The organism is Isoptericola sp. NPDC057653 (assembly GCF_042799955.1).
Taxonomy (GTDB): domain Bacteria; phylum Actinomycetota; class Actinomycetes; order Actinomycetales; family Cellulomonadaceae; genus Isoptericola.
On the sequence record NZ_JBHVHP010000002.1, the window covers coordinates 855,420 to 873,789 of the forward strand.

General features: G+C 74.8%; 16 protein-coding genes. 4 read left to right on the forward strand and 12 right to left on the reverse strand.

The genetic code is table 11. The annotated features are described in order from the left end of the window. Positions 1 to 15 precede the first annotated feature (15 nt). Both ACFU9A_RS15135 and ACFU9A_RS15140 read right to left on the reverse strand, forming a co-directional pair. Positions 16 to 1,308 carry a deoxyguanosinetriphosphate triphosphohydrolase gene (locus tag ACFU9A_RS15135; RefSeq protein ID WP_430576476.1) on the reverse strand — a complete coding sequence of 431 codons (1,293 nt, stop codon included), beginning with the start codon at positions 1,306 to 1,308 and terminating at the stop codon, positions 16 to 18. 49 nt (positions 1,309 to 1,357) lie between these two features. Continuing rightward, positions 1,358 to 1,834 carry a MarR family winged helix-turn-helix transcriptional regulator gene (locus tag ACFU9A_RS15140; RefSeq protein ID WP_430576102.1) on the reverse strand — a complete coding sequence of 159 codons (477 nt, stop codon included), beginning with the start codon at positions 1,832 to 1,834 and terminating at the stop codon, positions 1,358 to 1,360. Between the two features lie 96 nt (positions 1,835 to 1,930). Between ACFU9A_RS15140 and ACFU9A_RS15145 the strand changes: the two genes are divergently transcribed. Together ACFU9A_RS15145 and ACFU9A_RS15150 are read left to right on the forward strand one after the other, a co-directional pair. Further along, complete coding sequence (locus ACFU9A_RS15145; protein WP_430576103.1) at positions 1,931 to 2,290, forward strand: hypothetical protein; 360 nt, start codon at positions 1,931 to 1,933, stop codon at positions 2,288 to 2,290. After that, positions 2,287 to 3,477 carry a serine hydrolase domain-containing protein gene (locus ACFU9A_RS15150; protein ID WP_430576104.1) on the forward strand — a complete coding sequence of 397 codons (1,191 nt, stop codon included), beginning with the start codon at positions 2,287 to 2,289 and terminating at the stop codon, positions 3,475 to 3,477. The genes ACFU9A_RS15145 and ACFU9A_RS15150 overlap by 4 nt, the downstream gene beginning before the upstream one ends. 128 nt (positions 3,478 to 3,605) lie before the next feature. On the opposite strand, the gene ACFU9A_RS15155 is transcribed toward ACFU9A_RS15150, so the two are convergent. From ACFU9A_RS15155 to ACFU9A_RS15175, 5 genes are all read right to left on the reverse strand, one after another. Then, positions 3,606 to 5,516, reverse strand: coding sequence for a glycoside hydrolase family 13 protein (locus tag ACFU9A_RS15155; RefSeq protein WP_430576105.1), 1,911 nt, complete (start codon positions 5,514 to 5,516; stop codon positions 3,606 to 3,608). A 53-nt stretch (positions 5,517 to 5,569) separates the two neighbouring features. Continuing rightward, positions 5,570 to 6,247 (reverse strand): hypothetical protein, encoded by a 678-nt coding sequence (locus ACFU9A_RS15160; RefSeq protein WP_430576106.1) that lies wholly within the window; start codon positions 6,245 to 6,247, stop codon positions 5,570 to 5,572. 81 nt (positions 6,248 to 6,328) lie between these two features. Continuing rightward, positions 6,329 to 7,243 (reverse strand): sugar ABC transporter permease, encoded by a 915-nt coding sequence (locus ACFU9A_RS15165; RefSeq protein ID WP_430576107.1) that lies wholly within the window; start codon positions 7,241 to 7,243, stop codon positions 6,329 to 6,331. Continuing rightward, positions 7,240 to 8,820: an ABC transporter permease subunit gene (locus ACFU9A_RS15170; protein WP_430576108.1), complete on the reverse strand. Its 1,581-nt coding sequence runs from the start codon at positions 8,818 to 8,820 to the stop codon at positions 7,240 to 7,242. Before ACFU9A_RS15170 ends, ACFU9A_RS15165 begins: the two co-directional genes overlap by 4 nt. Further along, complete coding sequence (locus ACFU9A_RS15175) at positions 8,820 to 10,055, reverse strand: extracellular solute-binding protein (RefSeq protein WP_430576109.1); 1,236 nt, start codon at positions 10,053 to 10,055, stop codon at positions 8,820 to 8,822. Before ACFU9A_RS15175 ends, ACFU9A_RS15170 begins: the two co-directional genes overlap by 1 nt. Before the next feature lie 221 nt (positions 10,056 to 10,276). On the opposite strand from ACFU9A_RS15175, the gene ACFU9A_RS15180 reads away from it, so the two are divergent. Together ACFU9A_RS15180 and ACFU9A_RS15185 are read left to right on the forward strand one after the other, a co-directional pair. Further along, positions 10,277 to 11,299: a LacI family DNA-binding transcriptional regulator gene (locus ACFU9A_RS15180; protein ID WP_430576110.1), complete on the forward strand. Its 1,023-nt coding sequence runs from the start codon at positions 10,277 to 10,279 to the stop codon at positions 11,297 to 11,299. 146 nt (positions 11,300 to 11,445) lie between these two features. Then, on the forward strand, positions 11,446 to 13,254 hold the full coding sequence (locus tag ACFU9A_RS15185; RefSeq protein ID WP_430576111.1) for a glycoside hydrolase family 13 protein: 1,809 nt from the start codon (positions 11,446 to 11,448) through the stop codon (positions 13,252 to 13,254). A 79-nt stretch (positions 13,255 to 13,333) separates the two neighbouring features. On the opposite strand, the gene dusB is transcribed toward ACFU9A_RS15185, so the two are convergent. The 5 genes from dusB to ACFU9A_RS15210 all read right to left on the reverse strand — a co-directional run bounded on the left by dusB (position 13,334) and on the right by ACFU9A_RS15210 (position 18,310). Continuing rightward, on the reverse strand, positions 13,334 to 14,566 hold the full coding sequence (dusB, locus tag ACFU9A_RS15190; protein ID WP_430576112.1) for a tRNA dihydrouridine synthase DusB: 1,233 nt from the start codon (positions 14,564 to 14,566) through the stop codon (positions 13,334 to 13,336). Between the two features lie 99 nt (positions 14,567 to 14,665). Continuing rightward, on the reverse strand, positions 14,666 to 15,271 hold the full coding sequence (locus tag ACFU9A_RS15195; RefSeq protein ID WP_430576113.1) for a response regulator: 606 nt from the start codon (positions 15,269 to 15,271) through the stop codon (positions 14,666 to 14,668). Beyond that, on the reverse strand, positions 15,268 to 16,503 hold the full coding sequence (locus ACFU9A_RS15200) for a sensor histidine kinase (RefSeq protein ID WP_430576114.1): 1,236 nt from the start codon (positions 16,501 to 16,503) through the stop codon (positions 15,268 to 15,270). Before ACFU9A_RS15200 ends, ACFU9A_RS15195 begins: the two co-directional genes overlap by 4 nt. 47 nt (positions 16,504 to 16,550) lie before the next feature. Then, positions 16,551 to 17,360 (reverse strand): ABC transporter permease, encoded by an 810-nt coding sequence (locus tag ACFU9A_RS15205; RefSeq protein WP_430576115.1) that lies wholly within the window; start codon positions 17,358 to 17,360, stop codon positions 16,551 to 16,553. Further along, positions 17,357 to 18,310 (reverse strand): ABC transporter ATP-binding protein, encoded by a 954-nt coding sequence (locus tag ACFU9A_RS15210; RefSeq protein WP_430576116.1) that lies wholly within the window; start codon positions 18,308 to 18,310, stop codon positions 17,357 to 17,359. The genes ACFU9A_RS15205 and ACFU9A_RS15210 overlap by 4 nt, the downstream gene beginning before the upstream one ends. Positions 18,311 to 18,370: the final 60 nt, after the last annotated feature.

Sequence of the window (18,370 nt, forward strand, 5' to 3'; positions counted from 1 at the left end):
CCGGCGGAGCAGCGGTCAGTGTCCGCGGACGAGCCGGTCGTGCCACTGGCTGGCCGACACGTCCGTGAGCGACGCGACCTGGTCGACGACGACGCGCAGCCGCGCGTCGTCGTCGGCCGCGGCGTGCCAGTCCGCGACGAACGGCGCCTCGAGCGCGTCCGGCCCGCGGTCGGTCAGGACGTCGACGAGGTCGGCGATCATCTCGCGCTGCGCGCCGTACACGGGCTCGGCCTCGCGCGGGGCCATGACGTACGCGACGGCGACGCCCTTGAGCGCGAGGATCTCGTCCGCCGTCTCGGGCGGCACGACCAGCCGCGCGACGTAGCGGGTGAGGGGGCCGTCGCCGAACACCTCGCGCGTCGCGTCCTGGGCCGCGCCGCTGAAGCGCCCGATGAGCTGGCTGGTCGCGTCCTTCAGCCGGGCGAGCGCACGACGCGAGCCGTCGAAGTCCGTCACCAGGTATCCGGTGTCGCGCAGGCGGCACAGCGCCGCGTCGATCGCGTCCGGCTCGTGCCACGACCCGTACCAGGCCCGCACGTGGGCGGCGACCCGCGCCCGCTCGTCGGCGTCGTCGAGCATCCGCAGGTCGAGGCGGCCGCCCACGACGGCGTCCTCGACGTCGTGCACCGAGTAGCTGATGTCGTCGGCGAGGTCCATGACCTGCGCCTCCATGCACCGCACGCGCCCGCCGGGCGCCCCGCGGCGCAGCCACTCGAAGACGGGACGGTCGTCGGGGTAGACGCCGAACTTGCCGGTCGCGCCGCCGTCGGGCCGTGCCGGGCCCGCGCCCAGGCCCCACGGGTACTTGACGCTGGCGTCCAGGCTGGCGCGCGTGAGGTTCAGGCCGCGGGGCGAGCCGTCCCCCGCGAAGACCTTGGGCTCGAGCCGCGTCAGCAGCCGCAGCGTCTGGGCGTTGCCCTCGAAGCCGCCGATCCCCTCCGCGATCTCCGCGAGCGCCCGTTCCCCGTTGTGGCCGAACGGCGGGTGACCCAGGTCGTGCGTCAGGCAGGCGGTGTCCACGAGGTCGGGGTCGCAGCCGAGGGCGCGCCCCATCTCCCGGCCCACCTGCGCCACCTCGAGGGAGTGGGTGAGCCGCGTGCGGACGAAGTCGTCGCTGCCCGGGCCCAGCACCTGTGTCTTCGCGCCGAGCCGGCGCAGCCCCGAGGAGTGCACCACCCGGGCGCGGTCGCGCTCGAAGGCCGTGCGGTGCTTGGACTTGGGCGGCTCGGGGTACCAGCGCTCCGTGTCGGCGTCGGTGTACGACCCGAGCCACTCCTCGCCCGTGTCCGGGCGCACCGACCGGCCCATCACCTCGGCGTCGAACGCGCCCTGCTCGAACGTCTGCACGAGACGAAGCCTAGCGAGCGCCGCCGACTCGCCTCGCGGCCTCGACGACCTCCCGCAGCCCGGCGTCGAAGCTCGCGTAGCGCGCGGCGCCGACCGCGTCGGCGAGCTCGCGCTCGACGTCGGCGACGATCGCGTCGGACCGCGCCATCTGCCGGCGCCCGCGCGGGGTCGGCACGACGAGCTTGGCGCGACGGTCGTCCGGGTCGGGGTGCCGTTCCACGTAGCCGAGCGCCTCGAGCTCGTCGACGAGCTTGCCGATGACCTGCTTGTGCTGGCCGGAGCGCTGCGCGAGCTCGGTGGCGCGGCTGCCGTCGGCCTCGATCCAGGCGAGCACCGCGCCGTGCTGCGGGCGCAGGTCGTCGAACCCCTCGGCGGCGAGCCGGCCGAACAGGGCGCCCTGGACGGCGAACAGGAGCCGCCCTGCCAGCACGCCGAGGTCGGGTCGCTCCGCCTTCGCCGCCGCGCGCGACGTGCGGGCCTCGTCCATGCGGTCTCCTCCTCGGGCTGGCGGCCGGGAATATAGTCACCTATGTTGACGATATAGGTAGGTGACCACATCGTACGTCCGACGAGCGGAGCGACCATGACCACCACCCGACCCGGCGCGGCGCACGGCCGCCCCGTCACCGTGGAGCTCACCCGGTTCCGCGTCCCTGCGGAGCGCGCCGACGAGCTCCTCGCCGCGCGGCCCGGGATGCTCGCCGCTTTCGCCGCCGGCCGCCGGGGATTCGTCGACGCCGAGCTGGTGCGCCTCGACGCCGAGACCTGGGTCGACGTCGTGCACTGGGCCACCCCCGAGGACCTCGCCGAGTCGCAGCGTCGCGGGGGCGACGACCCCGCCGTGGCCGCCTTCTTCGCCCCGATCGCGGAGCTGCTCGCCGCCGAGTCGGGCACCGCGGTCGCCGCCGCCTCCGCCACCCCGTCCGCCGGCGACGGCCGGTGAGCGCCGCTCCCCCGGCGCAGGGCGCGCAGGGCGTGCAGGGCACCGTGGCCCCGGGCTTCGCGCAGGTGCGCGCGGCCTTCGAGCGCGCGCTCGCGCGCCACCCCGAGCCCGTCGGGGCGCAGCTGGCGGTGCGCCACCACGGGCGCGTCGTCGTGGACCTCTGGGCGCCCGACACCACCGCGGACACGGTCACGGGCCTGTTCTCCGTCGCGAAGGGCGTGGCCCACCTCGTCGGGGCGCTCGCCGTGCAGGACGGTGCCGTCGACCTGGCCCGCCCGGTCGCCCACTACTGGCCGGCGTTCGCGGCCGAGGGCAAGGGCGCCGTCACCGTCGGCACGCTCTGGTCGCACGGCGCCGGGCTCGTCGCCGTGCCGCAGGGGTTCGGCGTCGACGAGCTCGCCGACGACGCGGCGCTCGCCGAGCTCCTGGCCGGTCAGCGCCCCTGGTGGCGGCCCGGCGACGGGTACGGCTACCACGCGCTCGTGGTCGGGGCGCTCGTCGCGGAGGTCGTGCGGCGCGCGACCGGGGCGACCCTCGCGGAGCTGTACGCCGAGCGCGTGCGCGAGCCGTTCGGCGTGGACCTCCACCTCGGCCTGCCGGAGGCGGACCGCGCGCGCCTCGCGCCGGTCACCCGGGCCGCCGGAGCGCCGGGACCGCGGCGCGCGCCCGTGCCGCTCGCCGAGGCCACCCTCATGGAGCTCGCCTTCAACCAGCACGCCGCCGAGCCCACCGACGTCGTCGGGCTGGCCTCCGACCCGCGGGTGCACGCCGGCGGTCCGTCGTCCTCGGGCGCCTTCGGCACGGCCCGAGGGGTCGCCGCGCTGTACGCGGCGGCGATCAGCGGGTCCGGCTCACGGCCCGCGCTGCTGGCGGCGTCGACGGCCGCCGGGCTCGCGACGCCGCGGCAGGCCGGTCGCGACGTCGTGACCGGCGAGCCGGACCACTTCGGCGCCGGCTTCGAGCGCATCGCCTCCCGGTTCGCCGCCGCGCCGGCCGGCGCGTTCGGCCACTCGGGCGCCGCGGGGGCGCTCGGGTTCGCCGACCCGGGCTCCGGGATCGCCTACGGGTACGCGCGGTCCCTGTTCGGCGCGGGCGGCGGGGCCGCGCCGGAGAACGGGCTGCTCGTCGCCGCCGTGACGCGCGCGGCCGCTCAGGCCGACGAGGACGCCGCCACGATGCCGCGGTAGACGCCGGTGCGCAGCTCACGCTCCCCCTCCGCGTACCGCGACGTCGGCGAGCACCGCCTCGAGCGTGTCGACCAGGCGGTTGCGCGCGCTCTGAGCGCTCAGGACGTGCGCAACCGCCTGCTCGGCTCTCAGGCGAGGCGCACGACGGCGACGCCCGGCCCGTCGCCGGCGACCTCGAGGCCGTCGGCGGTCGCGCGGACGCCGAGGCCGCCGTAGAGCACCTCGGGCGCGGCACCGGCGGCGAGCAGGTGCCCCGGGAGCCGCACGCCCGGCCACGGCGCGCGCGCCAGCACGACGAGCACCCGCTCGCCCGGCGTCTCGCGCAGGTAGGCGACGGCGTCGTCGTGCACGGCCGCCCACCGCAGCCCGCCGTCGCGCAGGGCGCCCGACGACGAGCGCAGCGCCGACAGCCGCCGGTACACCTCCAGGGTCGCCGGGTCCCAGCGCGGGCCCCCGCCGGCGGACTGGTCCCACGCCATCGTGGTGCGGGCGTGCTCGCCGTTGGTGCCCGTGGCGCCCACCTCGTCGCCCGCGAACACGACGGGTGCGCCGGGGTAGGTGAACAGCAGGGTCGCGGCGACCTCCACCAGGTCCGGCGACCCGACGATCGAGCGCAGCCGCGGCGTGTCGTGCGAGCCGAGCATGTTCCACTGCGTGGCCGTCACCCGCCACGGCACCAGGGCCGCGACCTCGCGCATCGTCTCGACCATCGACGCGGCCGGGCGGCGCGGCACCGGGACGGGCAGGTCGAGGAACGGGACGTCCGAGCCGTCCGGCACCAGCCACGACCACGCGGGCCGCGTGAAGCCGGCGTAGTTCATGTTCGCGTGCCAGCCGTCGCCGGCCAGGTCCCCCGACGCGTCGTGGAAGTGCTCGGCGACCAGCGCGCCGTCGGGCCGCTCGGCCAGGATGCGCGCGCGCAGGGCCCGCGCGACGGCGTGGGCGCGGTCCGCGCTCCCCCGGCGGCCGGTCATGTTCGCGACGTCCACGCGCCAGCCGTCGAGGGCGAACGGCTCGCGCAGGTAGCGGGCCACCACGGCGTCCTCGCCCGTGACCATCCGGCGCCACGTCTCCTCGGCGGCCCAGTCCAGCTTGGGCAGCGACCCGTGCCCCAGCCAGCCCACGTACCCGTCGGCGCCCGGGCCGTCGCCGGGGGGCACGACGTCGGGCCCGCCGTCCTCCCAGAGGTACAGGTCGCGCTCGGGCGCCGCGGCGTCGGCCCGGGCGGCGAGGAACCACTCGTGGCCGGCGCCCGTGTGGTTGGTCGTCACGTCGCCCATGAGACGCATCCCGCGGGCGTGCACGGCACGGGCGAGGCGCGCGTAGGCCGCGTCCCCGCCGAGCAGCGGGTCGACGTGGTCGAAGGTCGACGCGTCGTAGCGGTGGTTCGACCGTCCGGGGAAGACGGGCGTGAGGTACAGGGTGCGCACGCCGAGCGCCTCGAGGTGGTCCAGGTGGTCGACCACGCCGTCGAGGTCGCCGCCGAACAGCTGCGTCCCGGCGAGCGGGCCGGAACCGGCGGGCTCGTCGTCCCACCCGGCGGGCGCGGCCCAGGCGGGCGCGTCACGACCGGCCGCGGCCGCCGAGCGGGCGAACCGGTCGGGGAACACCTGGTACGCCAGGCCGTCGCGCAGCCAGCCCGGCGCGGGTGCGTGCGTGGTGAGGCGGAAGCTCGCGGCGTCCGGCACCTCGCGGTCGTGCACGCCGCGGCCGTCCAGCCAGCGGTAGCCGCCGGGCACGTCGAGGAAGAACCGGTACGACGTCACCGGGTGGTGCACGACGAGGTCGGCCGCGTACCAGTCCTCGTGCTCGTCGCCCCCGTCGCGGCGGGCGGGCAGCAGCCGGGGCTCGCCGTCGCGCACCGTCCGCAGGCGCACGTCGCGCACCCCCGCGCCCTTCGGCACGCGCACGCGCACCGTGACCTCGTCGCCCAGGGCGGGCGTGCCGTCGGGCGCGAAGAGCTCCGACCCGTCGTGGTGCGGCTCGTCGAGCAGCGTGCGGGTCGGCGTCGCGACCCCCGTGAAGGCCTGCGTGGTCATGTCGTCCTCTCGTCGGTCCGGCGGGCGTGCCGCCCGGCCGACGCGAGGACGGCTCAGTGGCGGCGGCGCCCGATCGCCCACCCCGCGGCGAGCGCGATCGCGATCCCGACGATCTGCCCGCCGAGGATCACCTTGTTGAGGTCCAGCACCGGCTGGTAGCGCGTGCCCTCGGCCGAGACCACGAAGACGCCCAGCGGCTTGACACGCAGCCCGTAGCCGCCGCCACCGCCGCCGCCCTCGCCGTGCCCCTCGCCCCGGGCCTCGCCGCGGGCCTCGCCCTTGAGCTCTCCCTGGGCGTCGCCCTGCGCCTCGCCGGACGCGTCGCCGTGCGCCGAACCACCCTGGCCGCCGGGCGCACCCGGCGCGCCGGCCGCGTCGTCCGCGACCTCGGCCTCGCCGGCGTCGGCCGCGGTGTCGGAGGAGCCCGAGCCGAAGCTGAACGACCGGCGCCAGCCCGGCGAGCTGCCCTCCCCCGAGCTCTTGCCGGTGCCGCGGCCCGAGCCGCTGCCGGTCCCGTTGCCGGAGCCGGTGCCGGTGCCGAGCGCGGACCCGGCGCCGCCACCGCCCCCCGAGCCGGTCCCGATCCCGCCCCACACCTTGGCGACGGGGATGATCAGCTGGCCCTGGTGCTCGTAGGGCTCGCCGTACGCACGGCGCACGGAGAACGAGTCGTCGGCGGCGTCGGTGAGACGCGCGAGGTCCGGGGAGTAGGAGCGCGAGTCGTCGGTCATGACGCCCAGGCTAGGACCGCGCTGTGACGGCCGCCACAAGGATCGCGGGTGGATCCCGACGAACTTCGTGGCGGCCGCCGGTCAGCCCTTGACGGAGCCCGCCGTGAGGCCGCCCACGATGTACTTCTGCAGGAAGAGGAACAGCGCGAGCACGGGGATCGCCGACAGCACGGCGCCCGCGGCGAATAGGCCCCAGTTGGCCTCGAGCAGCGACGACACCCAGCCGTACAGACCCACCGCCAGCGTCCAGTTGGACTCCGACTGGAGCACCACGCGGGCGATGATGAACTCGCCGAACGTGCTGATGAAGCTCAGCAGCGCCACGACGGCGAGGATCGGCGTCACCAGCCGCAGGATGATCGTCCAGTACACCTGGGCGTGCGTGGCGCCGTCGATCTTCGCCGCCTCGTCGAGCTCGCGCGGCACGGTGTTGAAGAACCCGTACATGAGGAACGTGTTCACGCCCAGCGCCCCGCCCAGGTACACGCAGATCAGCGCGAGCTTCGAGTTGAGGCCCAGCACCGGCACGACCTGCCCCAGCGAGATGAGCAGCAGGAAGATCGCGACGAACGCCAGCATCTGCGGGAACATCTGGATGATCAGCAGCGACGTGAGCCCCACGCGCCGCCCGGCGAACCGGAAGCGCGAGAACGCGTACGCGGCCGCCGCGCCCATGAGCACGGTCCCCACCGACGTCGCGACGCCGATGACGAGCGTGTTGCCCATCCACGTCCAGAACTTCGTGCTCCCCAGGGCGGCGTAGTTCACGCCGCTCACCTGGGCGAACAGCTCGTTCGAACCGGTGAGGGTGCCGTTCGGCGACAGCGACGCCGAGACGACGTACACGATCGGGAAGACGGCGTAGAGCACCGCCACGACCCCGACGACGTGCCGCCATCCCAGCTCCCGGGCCCAGCGGCCCGGCGACATGCGGTGCCGCAGCTCCTGCGGGGCCCGCGGCGCGGTCTGCGCGGCGTGCGCGGTCTGCTCCGTCATGAGCTCAGCTCCTCGAGCTTGCGGGTCTGCCGGAAGGCGATCGCGGAGATCACGCCCACCACCACGAAGATCACGATGGACAGCGCGCTCGCCAGGCCGTAGTCGCGCGGCGCGGAGCCGTCCAGCCCGGACACGTTGTAGACCATCGAGATGAGGATGTCCGTGTGCCCCAGCGGCACCGACGCGTCGTCGAACCGTGGCCCGCCGCCCGTCAGCATCTTGATCAGCGTGAAGTTGTTGAAGTTGAAGGCGAAGCTCGAGATGAGCAGCGGCGCCGTGGCCACCAGCAGCAGCGGCATCGTGATGGAGCGCCACATGCGCCAGCGGCCGGCCCCGTCGATGCGGGCCGCCTCGTACACGTCGCCCGGCAGCGACTGCAGCGCACCCGTGCAGATGAGGAACATGTAGGGGAAGCCGAGCCAGAGGTTGACGCCCAGCACGGACAGCTTGGCGAGCCAGGGATCGGTCAGCCACGGGATCGCCGCGCCGCCCAGCAGCACCTGGTTGATCACGCCGAAGCTCTTGTTGAGCATGCCGGACCACAGCAGGGCCGCGAGGAACCCCGGCATCGCGTACGGGAGGATCATCAGCGTGCGGTAGACCTTGCGGCCCCGCAGGCGGGGGTCGTTGAACACCATCGCGAGGAACATGCCCAGCGCGAAGGTCGTCACGACCGACAGCAGCGCGAACGCGAACGTCCACGCGAGGATCTTGACGAACGGTCCCGCGTACCGGGAGTCGCCGAACGCCGTCGCGAAGTTCTCGAAGCCCACCGTGACGCGCCAGCCCACCGGGAGGGTGGTGCCGTCCGCCGCCTCGAACTGGCCCTCGTCGTTCGGCGTGTACACCACGCCGGTCGACGTGTCCGTCATCGTGTCGGCGGCCTCGTCGTACTCGAGCACCGACTGGAAGACGTAGCCCGTGCGGGCGTCCTGGGTGCGTATCGAGCCGTCGGCCGGGTCGTCCGAGACGGGCACCCGCAGCGTCGTGACCTCCTGCTGGCGCTGCAGCACCGTCGCGCGGTCGAGCACCGTCCAGCCGGGCACCTGCGTGACCGTGGTGCCGTCGACGGTCGCGTCGGGCGCGTCGGTCAGCGGCTCCTCGGCCGTGCCGACCTCCACCGCGCCGTCGGAGAGCACGGCGAACCCGAGGTCGCCGTCGCCCGACTCCACCACCGTCAGCGGCAGCGCCGGCGAGCCCTCGACGCGGCGCTCGTTCTGCACCAGGAGGGCGTCGACCGCCTGCTCCTTGGTGGAGTTGTGGCCGTCGCCGTAGTTCGTGAAGGCGACGTACCCCGTGTACCCCACGACGTACACCTGGTAGACGAGCAGGAACGCGAGCCCGGGCAGGATGTACTTCAGCGGCAGCGCACGCTTCGTGAAGTACACCCAGTTGGCCGCGACGAGCAGCGCCACCATCGCGGCGAGGATCCCCCACGACCCGGCGCGCCACGCGGCCAGCACGGCGAGGACGCCGAGGGCGTCCACGAGGGCGATGAGCACGATCTTGACGGCGAAGCCGGCTCCGGAGAAGCTCCCGGAGCCGGCCTCGGCGCCCCTGTAGCGGGAACGCGACATCAGTCGAGCGCGCCCTGGATGTCGGAGACCATCTTGTTCCAGGCCTTCACCGGGTCGGAGGCCTTGCCCGAGATGATGCTCGCCTCGGTGACGCCCCAGAAGGACCAGACCGAGCCCATCTCGGGGATGGAGGGCATCGGCACGGCGGTGGCGCCGACCTCGCGGAAGCCCGCGACCAGCGGGTCGGAGGACGCGGCGTCCGCGGCCTCGACGAGAGCCGGCGGGCGGCCGCCGGCCTCGAACAGCGCGGTCTGCGCCTCCGGGGTCGACATGTAGTTGACGAGGAAGTCGTTGGCGACGAGCGCGTTCTTGCTCTGCGCGCTGACGTAGAAGCCCTGCACGCCCACGAACGGCTGCGCCGCCTGGTCGCCGGGGGCCGGGATCGGGTCGACCGAGAGCTTCAGGTCCTTGAACTGGTCGAGCATCCACGGGCCGCCGACGATGAACGGCGACTTGCCCTTGGCGAACGCCTCGACGGCGATGTCGTACGAGATGTCCGTGCTGAGGTTGCCCGCCTTGCCCTGCTCCGAGAGCCAGGTGGCGAACGCCTCGCCGTTCTTGCCGCCGAGCGCGAGCTCGGGGCGGTACGAGCCGTCGTCGTTCTGCTCGAAGACGGGGGCGCCGAACGACGTCTGGAACGGGTAGTACGTGTACGGGTCGCCCTTGTCGCCGTCCGACTGGATGAGGAACGGGAACTTGGTGCCGGCCTTCTTCCCCGCGGCGATCATGTCGTCGTAGGACTTCGGGGCCTCGGGGGCGAGCTCCGTGTTGCGGATGAGCGCGATGTTCTCGATGGCGTACGGGAGGCCGTAGACCTGGCCGTCCTGCGTGAACGCCTGCACCGACACCGGGATGAAGTCGTCGGCCTTGTCGCCGAGCTCGATGGGCTGGACCACGCCGTTCGCGGTGAACTCGCCCAGCCAGTCGTGCGCGCCGACGGTGATGTCGGGGCCCTCGCCCGTCGGGACCTGGGCGAGGAAGTCCGCCCGGATGTCCTCGAAGTTCTTCTGGACGATCTCGACGTCGACGCCGGACTCCTCTTCGTACGCCTCGGCGGAGGCCTTGACGGCGGCCTCGCGGGTCTCGTCGACCCACACGGTGAGGGTGCCCGAGGCGGACGGCTTGGCGCTCGCGTCGGCGTCGGCGGAGGACTCCGCGGCCGGCTCGCCGCTGCCACAGGCCGCGAGGGCCAGCGTGGTGGCCAGGGCCGAGGCGAGAAGGATGCTCCTTCGCATCGTGGTTACTCCCAGCTGTCTTCGGTGGACGGTCCGCGCAGCCTCGCCGCCGGACCCTGAATGCCCACAACGTACGGACCGTTGCAGCGCGATGCAAGATCTTGCGATAACTTTTCAGCAACGCGTGGCAACGACGTCGCAGCGTCCCCACCACCCGGCGATCGGACCGCCGGTATCCCACCCCAGGACGAGGAGGTCCCGTGTCCCCTACGATTCCTCGGGTGCGCACCCGATTGAGCGACCTGGCGGAGCAGGCAGGAGTGTCGACGGCCACCGTCTCGCGCGTGCTGAACGGCAAGCCGGGTGTGGCCAGCTCCACCCGTCAGGCCGTCCTCGCCGCCCTGGACGTCCTCGGCTACGAACGACCCTCCGCGCTGCGGGGTCGCTCCGCCGGCCTCGTGGGCCTCATCGTCCCCGAGCTCACGAACCCCGTGTTCCCCGCCTTCGCCCAGGCCATCGAGTCGATCCTGGCGCAGCGCGGGTACACCCCGCTGCTGTGCACCCAGGCACCCGGCGGCACCACCGAGGACGAGTACGTCAGCACCCTCGTGGACCACTCCGTCGACGGCATCGTCTTCGTCTCCGGGCTGCACGCCGACACCCGCGCCGACCACACCCGGTACTCGATGCTGCGCAGCCAGGGCGTGCCGATCGTGCTGGTCAACGGCTACGCGCCGGGCGTCGACGCCCCCTTCGTCTCCCCCGACGACGCCGCCAGCGTGGACGTCGCCGTGCAGCACCTGGTGACGCTCGGCCACCGCAGCGTGGGCCTCGCGATCGGCCCCGAGCGGTACGTGCCGTCGCGCCGCAAGCTCGCGGCATTCCTCGCCGCCCTCGTGCGGCACGGCCTCGCGGCCGACGAGGCCGCCGCCCGCGACCACGTGCGCTCCAGCCTGTACACGCTCGAGGGCGGGCAGGCCGCGGCCGCCGAGCTCCTCGACGCCGGCCACACCGCTATCGTCTGCGCGTCCGACCTCATGGCCCTGGGCGCCGTGCGCGCCGCGCGGTCGCGCGGGTTGTCCGTGCCCGACGACGTGTCGGTCGTCGGGTACGACGACGCGCCCCTCATCGCGTTCACCGAGCCGCCCCTGACCACCGTGCGCCAGCCGGTCGAGGCCATGGCGCGGGCCACCGTGAGCGCGCTGCTCACCGAGATCCAGGGCGAGCGGGCGCCGCGCACGGAGCTCCTCTTCGCGCCCGAGCTGGTCGTCCGCGGCTCCACCGGGGCGGCTCCGCGCGCCTGACCGACCCCCTCGGGGCGGGCAGTTGCTGCAAACCTTGCTGCAACGCTTACACTCGACGGTCGTGCACGGTCCCGCCGTGCCCCGACCGTGCCCGCCCGTGCCTCGTCCGCTGTGCACGGCCCCTCGACCAGGTGAGGAAGCCAGCGATGACCTCCACCCAGACCACCCCCGCCGCGACCGCGGCGGGCACCGCCGACGACCTGCTGCGCACCGGCGTCGTCGTGCACGCCGGGAGCGACACCGCCCGGCAGTGGTGGCGCGACGCCGTGATCTACCAGGTCTACCCGCGCTCGTTCGCGGACGGCGACGGCGACGGGATCGGCGACATCCCCGGCGTCACGGCGCGCCTCGACCACCTCGAGACCCTCGGCGTCGACGCCGTCTGGCTGTCGCCCTTCTACCGGTCGCCGCAGAACGACGCGGGCTACGACGTCGCCGACTACCGCGACGTCGACCCCCTGTTCGGCACGCTCGCCGACTTCGACGACCTGCTCGCCGGCGCCCACGCCCGCGGCATCCGCGTGGTCGTCGACCTGGTGCCCAACCACACCTCCGACCAGCACGCCTGGTTCCAGGCCGCGCTCGCCGCCGCGCCCGGCTCCCCCGAGCGCGCCCGGTACCTCTTCCGCGACGGCCGCGGCCCCGAGGGCGCCGAGGCGCCGAACAACTGGCAGTCGATCTTCGGCGGTCCCGCCTGGACGCGCCTCGCCCCGCGCGAGGACGACGGCCCGCTGGGCCCGCAGTGGTACCTGCACCTGTTCGACTCCACGCAGCCCGACCTCGACTGGCAGCGGCCCGAGGTGCGCACCGAGTTCGAGGACGTGCTGCGCTTCTGGCTCGACCGCGGCGTCGACGGCTTCCGCGTCGACGTGGCGCACGGCCTCATCAAGGCCGACGGCCTGCCCGACTGGCACGGCCACGCCGAGATGGTGGCCGGCTCCGCCGACGACACCGCCGTCGAGCCCGGCGCGCCCGAGGACGGCTCCACCGGCGCCGGCAACCACGGCCCCATGTTCGACCAGGACGGCGTGCACGACGTCTACCGCGCCTGGCACCGCGTGCTCGCCGAGTACGACGGCGACCGCTGCCTCGTCGCCGAGGCGTGGGTGGAGCCGCTGAGCCGTCTCGCCCGCTACGTGCGCCCGGACGAGATGCACCAGGCGTTCAACTTCTCGTTCCTCACCACCGGCTGGGACGCCGCCGCCCTGCGCACCGTCATCGCGGCGTCGTACCAGGCGAACGACGAGGTCGGCGCGCCCACCACCTGGGTGCTGTCCAACCACGACGTCGTGCGGCACCCCTCGCGGCTCGGCTCGGCCGACCCGTCGAAGAAGGTCAACGGCGTCTTCGCCACCGACCCGCAGCCCGACGAGGCGCTCGGCCTGCGCCGCGCCCGCGCCGCCAGCCTGCTCATGCTCGGCCTGCCCGGCTCCGCGTACCTGTACCAGGGCGAGGAGCTCGGGCTGCCGGAGCACACCGCGCTGCCCGCCGAGGTGCGCCAGGACCCGGCGTTCTTCCGCACCGGCGGCACCGAGGCCGGCCGCGACGGCTGCCGCGTGCCCCTGCCCTGGTCCGCCGACGCCCCCGGCTTCGGCTTCGGCCCCGCCGGCGACCCGTGGCTGCCGCAGCCCGCGTCGTTCGCGCGCTACGCCGCGGACGTCCAGTACGGCGTCGAGGACTCGACCTTCGAGACCTACCGTGCCGCGCTCGCGCTGCGGAAGGCCGAGGGCCTCGGCCTCGGCGGGCTCGCCTGGCTCGCGGGCTGGGAGACGTCCGCGGACGTCATCGCGCTGCGCAACCAGGACGTCGTCGTGGTGGCGAACCTGGGCACCGAGCCGGTGCTGCTGCCCCGCGGCGCCCGGGTGCTGCTCGCGTCCGGCCCGGTCGTCACCGACCGCTCCGCCGACCCGCAGACGCGCGTCCCCGCCGACACCACGGTCTGGCTGCGCGCCTGACCGCGAGCGGACCGGGACCCGCGAGACGGAGGGGCCCCCTCGCCGAGCCGGCGAGGGGGCCCCTCCGTGTCGCGGCGGGTCAGCCGCCGCTGACGCTCAGCTCGGCCTCGCGCAGCTTGGCCTCGAACTCCGCGTCGAGGTCGCGCGAGTCCAACCAGCCGTACGGCAGGTGCGGCTGCTTCGGGGAGCCGGCGCGGCCGCGCGGTCCCTCCGCGCCCTCGCCCGGGTAGGGCAGGTCGAGGTCGAGGGCGTCGAGGCGCTCGCGCAGCTCGGCCGTCGTGGAGACCATGGCGAGCTCGTGGCGGGCGTCGCCGCCGACGGCGTAGCCCTTGAGGTACCAGGCCATGTGCTTGCGCAGGTCGCGCATGCCCTTGCCCTCGTCGCCGTCGAAGTACTCGATCATCAGCTCGCCGTGGCGGTAGATCGCGTCGGCCACCTCGCGCAGGCCGGGGCGCACGCGCGTGGTGACGCCGTGGAACGCGGCCGCGAGGTCCGCGAACAGCCACGGCCGGCCCTGGCAGCCGCGCCCGACGACGACGCCGTCGGCGCCGGTCTCGCGCACCATGCGCAGCGCGTCCTCGGCCGACCAGATGTCGCCGTTGCCGAGCACCGGGACGGTGCGGACGGCCTCCTTGAGCCGCGCGATCGCGGTCCAGTCGGCCTGCCCGGAGTAGTACTCCGCCGCCGTGCGGGCGTGCAGGGCGACGGCCGCCACGCCCAACGACTCCGCGATGCGGCCGGCCTCGAGGTAGGTGAGGTGATCGTCGTCGATGCCCTTGCGCATCTTCACGGTGACGGGCACGCCGTACGGCTCGGCGGCGCGGACCGCGGCCCGCACGATGTCGGTGAACAGCTGCCGCTTCCACGGCAGGGCGGAGCCACCGCCCTTGCGCGTCACCTTGGGCACCGGGCAGCCGAAGTTGAGGTCGACGTGGTCGGCGCGGTCCTCGGACGCGATGATCTTCACCGCGGCCCCGACGGTGGCCGGGTCCACGCCGTAGACCTGCGCCGAGCGCGGGGTCTCCTCCTCGCCGAACGTGACGATGCGCAGCGACTCGACGTTCCGCTCCACGAGGGCGCGGCTGGTCACCATCTCCGCGACGTACAGCCCGGGGTCGAAGCCCTGCGACGCACCCGCCTCGCGGCACAGGGTGCGGAAGGCGCGGTTGGTGACGCCGGCCATCGGGGCCAGCACCACCGGGGTGTCCACGGTGATCGGCCCGATCTGCAGCGGCGGCAGGACGCGCGCGGCGTCGGCGGGGACGCCGGGTCCGGGCGCCGGCGTGCTGACGGGATCGAGGGTGGAGGTCACCTCCCCATTGTCGCAAACCCCGCCGGCCGCCCTGACCTCCCCGGACGTGATCTGTCGCGCGACGGCGCCCGGTGCCCTGACGGACCGCGGGCCGGAGGCCTACAGCCAGCCGTTGTCCTGGGCGATGCGCACGGCCTCGGCCCGCGTGCGGGCGCCGGTCTTGCCGATCGCCGCGGAGAGGTAGTTGCGCACCGTGCCCTCGGACAGGAAGGCGTCCGCGGCCACCTGCGCGACGGTGCCCCCGTCGGCGGCGAGCGCCAGCACGTGCCGTTCGCGCTCGGTGAGCGGGCTCGCGCCCACGGCCAGCGACGCCACGGCGAGCTCCGGGTCGACGGCGCGCAGCCCGGCGTGCACGCGCCGCACCGCGTCGGCGAGCTGCTCGGCGGGGGTGTCCTTGACGACGAACCCGCTCGCGCCGGCGTCCAGGGCGCGGCGCAGGTAGCCCGGGCGCCCGAAGGTCGTCACGACCAGCGCCCGGCAGGACGGCAGCTCGCGGCGCAGCGCCGCGGCCGCCGCGATGCCGTCCAGCCCGGGCATCTCGACGTCGAGGAGGGCGACGTCGGCGGCGTGCTCGCGGGCCGCGTCGAGCACCTCGTCGCCGCGGCCCACCTGCGCGACCACCTCGAGGTCGGGCTCGAGGTCGAGGAGGGCGGCGAGCGCGCCGCGCACGAGGGCCTGGTCGTCGGCGAGGAGCAGTCGGATCACGGGTCGATCCTGGCACCCGCGGGCGCGACGTCGTCGCGCGCGGTCACGGCGAGACGGAAGCCGCCGAGCGGGCTGGGGCCCGTCTCCAGCACGGCGCCGGCCTGCCCGGCGCGCGCGGCGAGGCCGGCGAGCCCGTGCCCGCCGCCCTCCTCCCGGGCCGCGGGCACGCCGCGGCCGTCGTCCTCGACGGCGAGCGTGCCGGCGGTGAGGGTCACGACGACGCGGGTCGCGCCCGAGTGCCGCAGCACGTTGGTGGTGCCCTCGCGCAGCACCCAGGCGAAGAGCTCGCGCCGCTCGGCGGGGACGGCGTCGACGGTGCCGGGGAGCTCGGCGGCGACCCCCGCGGCGTCGAGGGCCGTGCGGGCGGCGGCGAGCTCGCCGGCGAGGGTGACGCGCCGGGCGCCGGCGACGGTGCCGCGCACGTCGGCGAGCGCCCCGCGGGCGAGGTCCTGGATGTCCGCGACCTCGGCGGCGGCCCGCGCCGTCGGAGAGGAGGCCGCGCCGACGGGCGCGGTGCCGGCCGCGGCGAGGAGCTTGGCCGCCAGCTCGGCCTTGACGGAGATGACGGTGAGCGAGTGGCCGAGCACGTCGTGCATGTCGCGGGCGATGCGCTCGCGCTCGCGGGCGACGGCGAGGTCGGCGAGCTCCTGCTGCGCGGCGATCAGCCGCCGGTTGCGGTCGATGACCTGCGTGAACCCGTAGACGGCGGCGCTGGCCAGGACGACGGCGAGCGCGTTGCCGTCCTCGGGCGCCCAGCCGGGCAGCACGCGAGGCAGGACGAGCATGACGACGATGCTCGCCGCGACGATCCACAGGGCCGGACGGCCTCCGAGGGAGTAGATCGCCGTGACGCACACGAAGACGAGGCCCACCAGGCCGTGCTCGTGCGCGGCGAGGCACGACAGCGCGACGCAGGCGATCTGGACCACGATCAGCACGGTGGCGGCACGGCGCGGCACCCGGCCGCGGCGCTGCAGGGTGAGCACGGTCCCGGCGAAGATCCCGGCCACACCGAGCACGCCGAGGACGCCGACGACCCGCAGCGCGAGGTTCTCGGCGTCGAGCGACGCCGTGAGCGGTTCCGCGAGGAAGACGACCCAGACGACCGAGACGAGCAGCCCGATGCGCCGCCGTGCCCAGGGCGGCGCGCCCGGGGCCACGGGGCCGACGGGGTCGGACGCCAGGCCGCCCGCGGGCTCGGCGGACGGCGCGGCGGGGGACGTCGAGGTCACGTCCCCCACCGTGCCACGGCCGCGCACGCGGGCGCCGGAGCCGGTGCTCACACCCGCGCCGTGTCCTTGCGGAACCGCCAGGCGGCGCCGACGAAGAAGATGGCGGCCCAGGCCACGACGTTGAGGACGGCGGCGACGCCCAGGTCGCCGCCGAGCGGGGCGTGCACCAGCTCGGCGAGGCCGTACGTCGGGAAGAACCGGGCGACGTCCGCCCACCAGCCGTCGCCCAGCGGCACGAACAGGCCGCCGCCGAAGGACAGGAGCGCGAGTACCGGGCCGAGGATCTGCATGACGTTCTCCGCCGGCAGCAGGTAGCCCATGAACAGGCCGAACGCCGCGAAGACGAGCGAGCCCACCCAGGCGAGCAGGGCGCACAGGACCCAGGCGCCCACGGGCATCTGCGCCCCGGCGACCCCGGCCACCACGAGGGTGATGAGGACGGACCCGGCCCCGAGGGCCATCGCGGCGGCGAGCTTGACCGCCACGTAGACCGCGGGCCGCAGCGGCGTCAGGCGCAGCTGCCGGGTCCAGCCCTGGGCGCGCTCGACGGAGACGCTCGCGCCGCCGCCGGTGGCGGTGACCATCGCCCCGTACAGCGCCATCGAGACGGCGATCCAGGCGGTGACGTTGCCGTTCCCGGCGCTCTGGTCCTGGTAGTCGCCCTGCAGCCCGAAGATGAGGAAGAAGACGGGCGGCATCACGACGGAGAAGACGAGGTTGCGCCGGTTGCGCAGCGCGCGGCGCAGCTCGACGGCGAGGTAGGTGCGCACCGCGGTCGTGGTGCGGATGCGCGGCCGCGCGGCGGGGGTGCCGGCGAGGGCCGGCGTCGTGCCGGCGGTCGAGGTCGTGGCGCTCATCGGGTGGCTCCGTCCGTGCTGGGTGCTGCGGTGGCGGTGAGGGCGACGAACGCGTCCTCGAGGTTCTCGGAGGCGACCTCGAGGTCGCGCGCCGCGGTCTGGGTGAGCAGGAACCGGGCGACGACGTCGGAGTCGGGCGTGCGCACGACGAGCCGTGCGCCGCGGTGGTCGATGGCGTCCACGGCGGGCATCTCCCGCAGCCGCGCGGCGACGGCGGCGCGGTCGCCGTCGTCGTCGATCCGCGCGCTCACGGTGCGGCCGGACGCGAGGCTCTTGACCTCGGCGGTGGACCCGTCGGCGACGACCCGGCCCTGGCTGACCAGCACCACGCGGTCGGCGTACGTGTCGGCCTCCTCCAGGTAGTGGGTGGCGAACACGACGGTGCGGCCGGCGGCGGCGTCGGCACGGATGGCCGACCAGAACTCCCGGCGGCCCTCCACGTCCATGCCGGTGGTGGGCTCGTCCAGGAGGAGCAGGTCGGGCTCGCTGACCAGCGCCATCGCGAAGCGGAGGCGCTGCTGCTGGCCGCCGGAGCACTTGCCCACCATGCGGTCGGCGAGGTCGGCGATGCCGGCGCGCTCCAGGTACGGCACCGGCGAGCCGGTCTGGCCGAACAGCGCTGCGGTGAGGGCGACCGTCTCCCCCACGGTGATGTCGCGCAGCAGGCCTCCGGTCTGCATGACGGCGGCCACACGGCCGGCGGCGATCGCGGCGGCCGGGTCGGCGCCGAACACCTGCACGGTGCCGGAGCTGGGGGCGCTCAGGCCGAGCACCATGTCGATGGTGCTGGTCTTGCCGGCGCCGTTGGGGCCGAGGAAGGCCACCACCTCGCCGGGGGCGATCTCCAGGTCGATGCCGTCGACCGCGCGGACCGGGCCGGCGGACGACGGGAACTCCTTGCGCAGCCCGCGCAGGCTCAGCGCGGGGACGGGGCGGGTCGTCGAGGTCATGTCTCGATCCTCGCCGCGGGACGCTCTGACCTGCAGGGTCGCCTGTCACGACGTGGCCAT

Bases quoted from the DNA above. Each gene is read 5' to 3' on its own strand.
- ACFU9A_RS15175 (WP_430576109.1), bottom strand. From the start codon at position 10,055: ATGCGAAGGAGCATCCTTCTCGCCTCGGCCCTGGCCACCACGCTGGCC.
- ACFU9A_RS15170 (WP_430576108.1), bottom strand. From the start codon at position 8,820: ATGTCGCGTTCCCGCTACAGGGGCGCCGAGGCCGGCTCCGGGAGCTTC.
- ACFU9A_RS15135 (WP_430576476.1), bottom strand. From the start codon at position 1,308: ATGGGCCGGTCGGTGCGCCCGGACACGGGCGAGGAGTGGCTCGGGTCG.
- ACFU9A_RS15185 (WP_430576111.1), top strand. From the start codon at position 11,446: ATGACCTCCACCCAGACCACCCCCGCCGCGACCGCGGCGGGCACCGCC.
- ACFU9A_RS15205 (WP_430576115.1), bottom strand. From the start codon at position 17,360: ATGAGCGCCACGACCTCGACCGCCGGCACGACGCCGGCCCTCGCCGGC.
- ACFU9A_RS15140 (WP_430576102.1), bottom strand. From the start codon at position 1,834: ATGGACGAGGCCCGCACGTCGCGCGCGGCGGCGAAGGCGGAGCGACCC.
- ACFU9A_RS15145 (WP_430576103.1), top strand. From the start codon at position 1,931: ATGACCACCACCCGACCCGGCGCGGCGCACGGCCGCCCCGTCACCGTG.
- ACFU9A_RS15210 (WP_430576116.1), bottom strand. From the start codon at position 18,310: ATGACCTCGACGACCCGCCCCGTCCCCGCGCTGAGCCTGCGCGGGCTG.
- ACFU9A_RS15155 (WP_430576105.1), bottom strand. From the start codon at position 5,516: ATGACCACGCAGGCCTTCACGGGGGTCGCGACGCCGACCCGCACGCTG.
- ACFU9A_RS15160 (WP_430576106.1), bottom strand. From the start codon at position 6,247: ATGACCGACGACTCGCGCTCCTACTCCCCGGACCTCGCGCGTCTCACC.
- ACFU9A_RS15165 (WP_430576107.1), bottom strand. From the start codon at position 7,243: ATGACGGAGCAGACCGCGCACGCCGCGCAGACCGCGCCGCGGGCCCCG.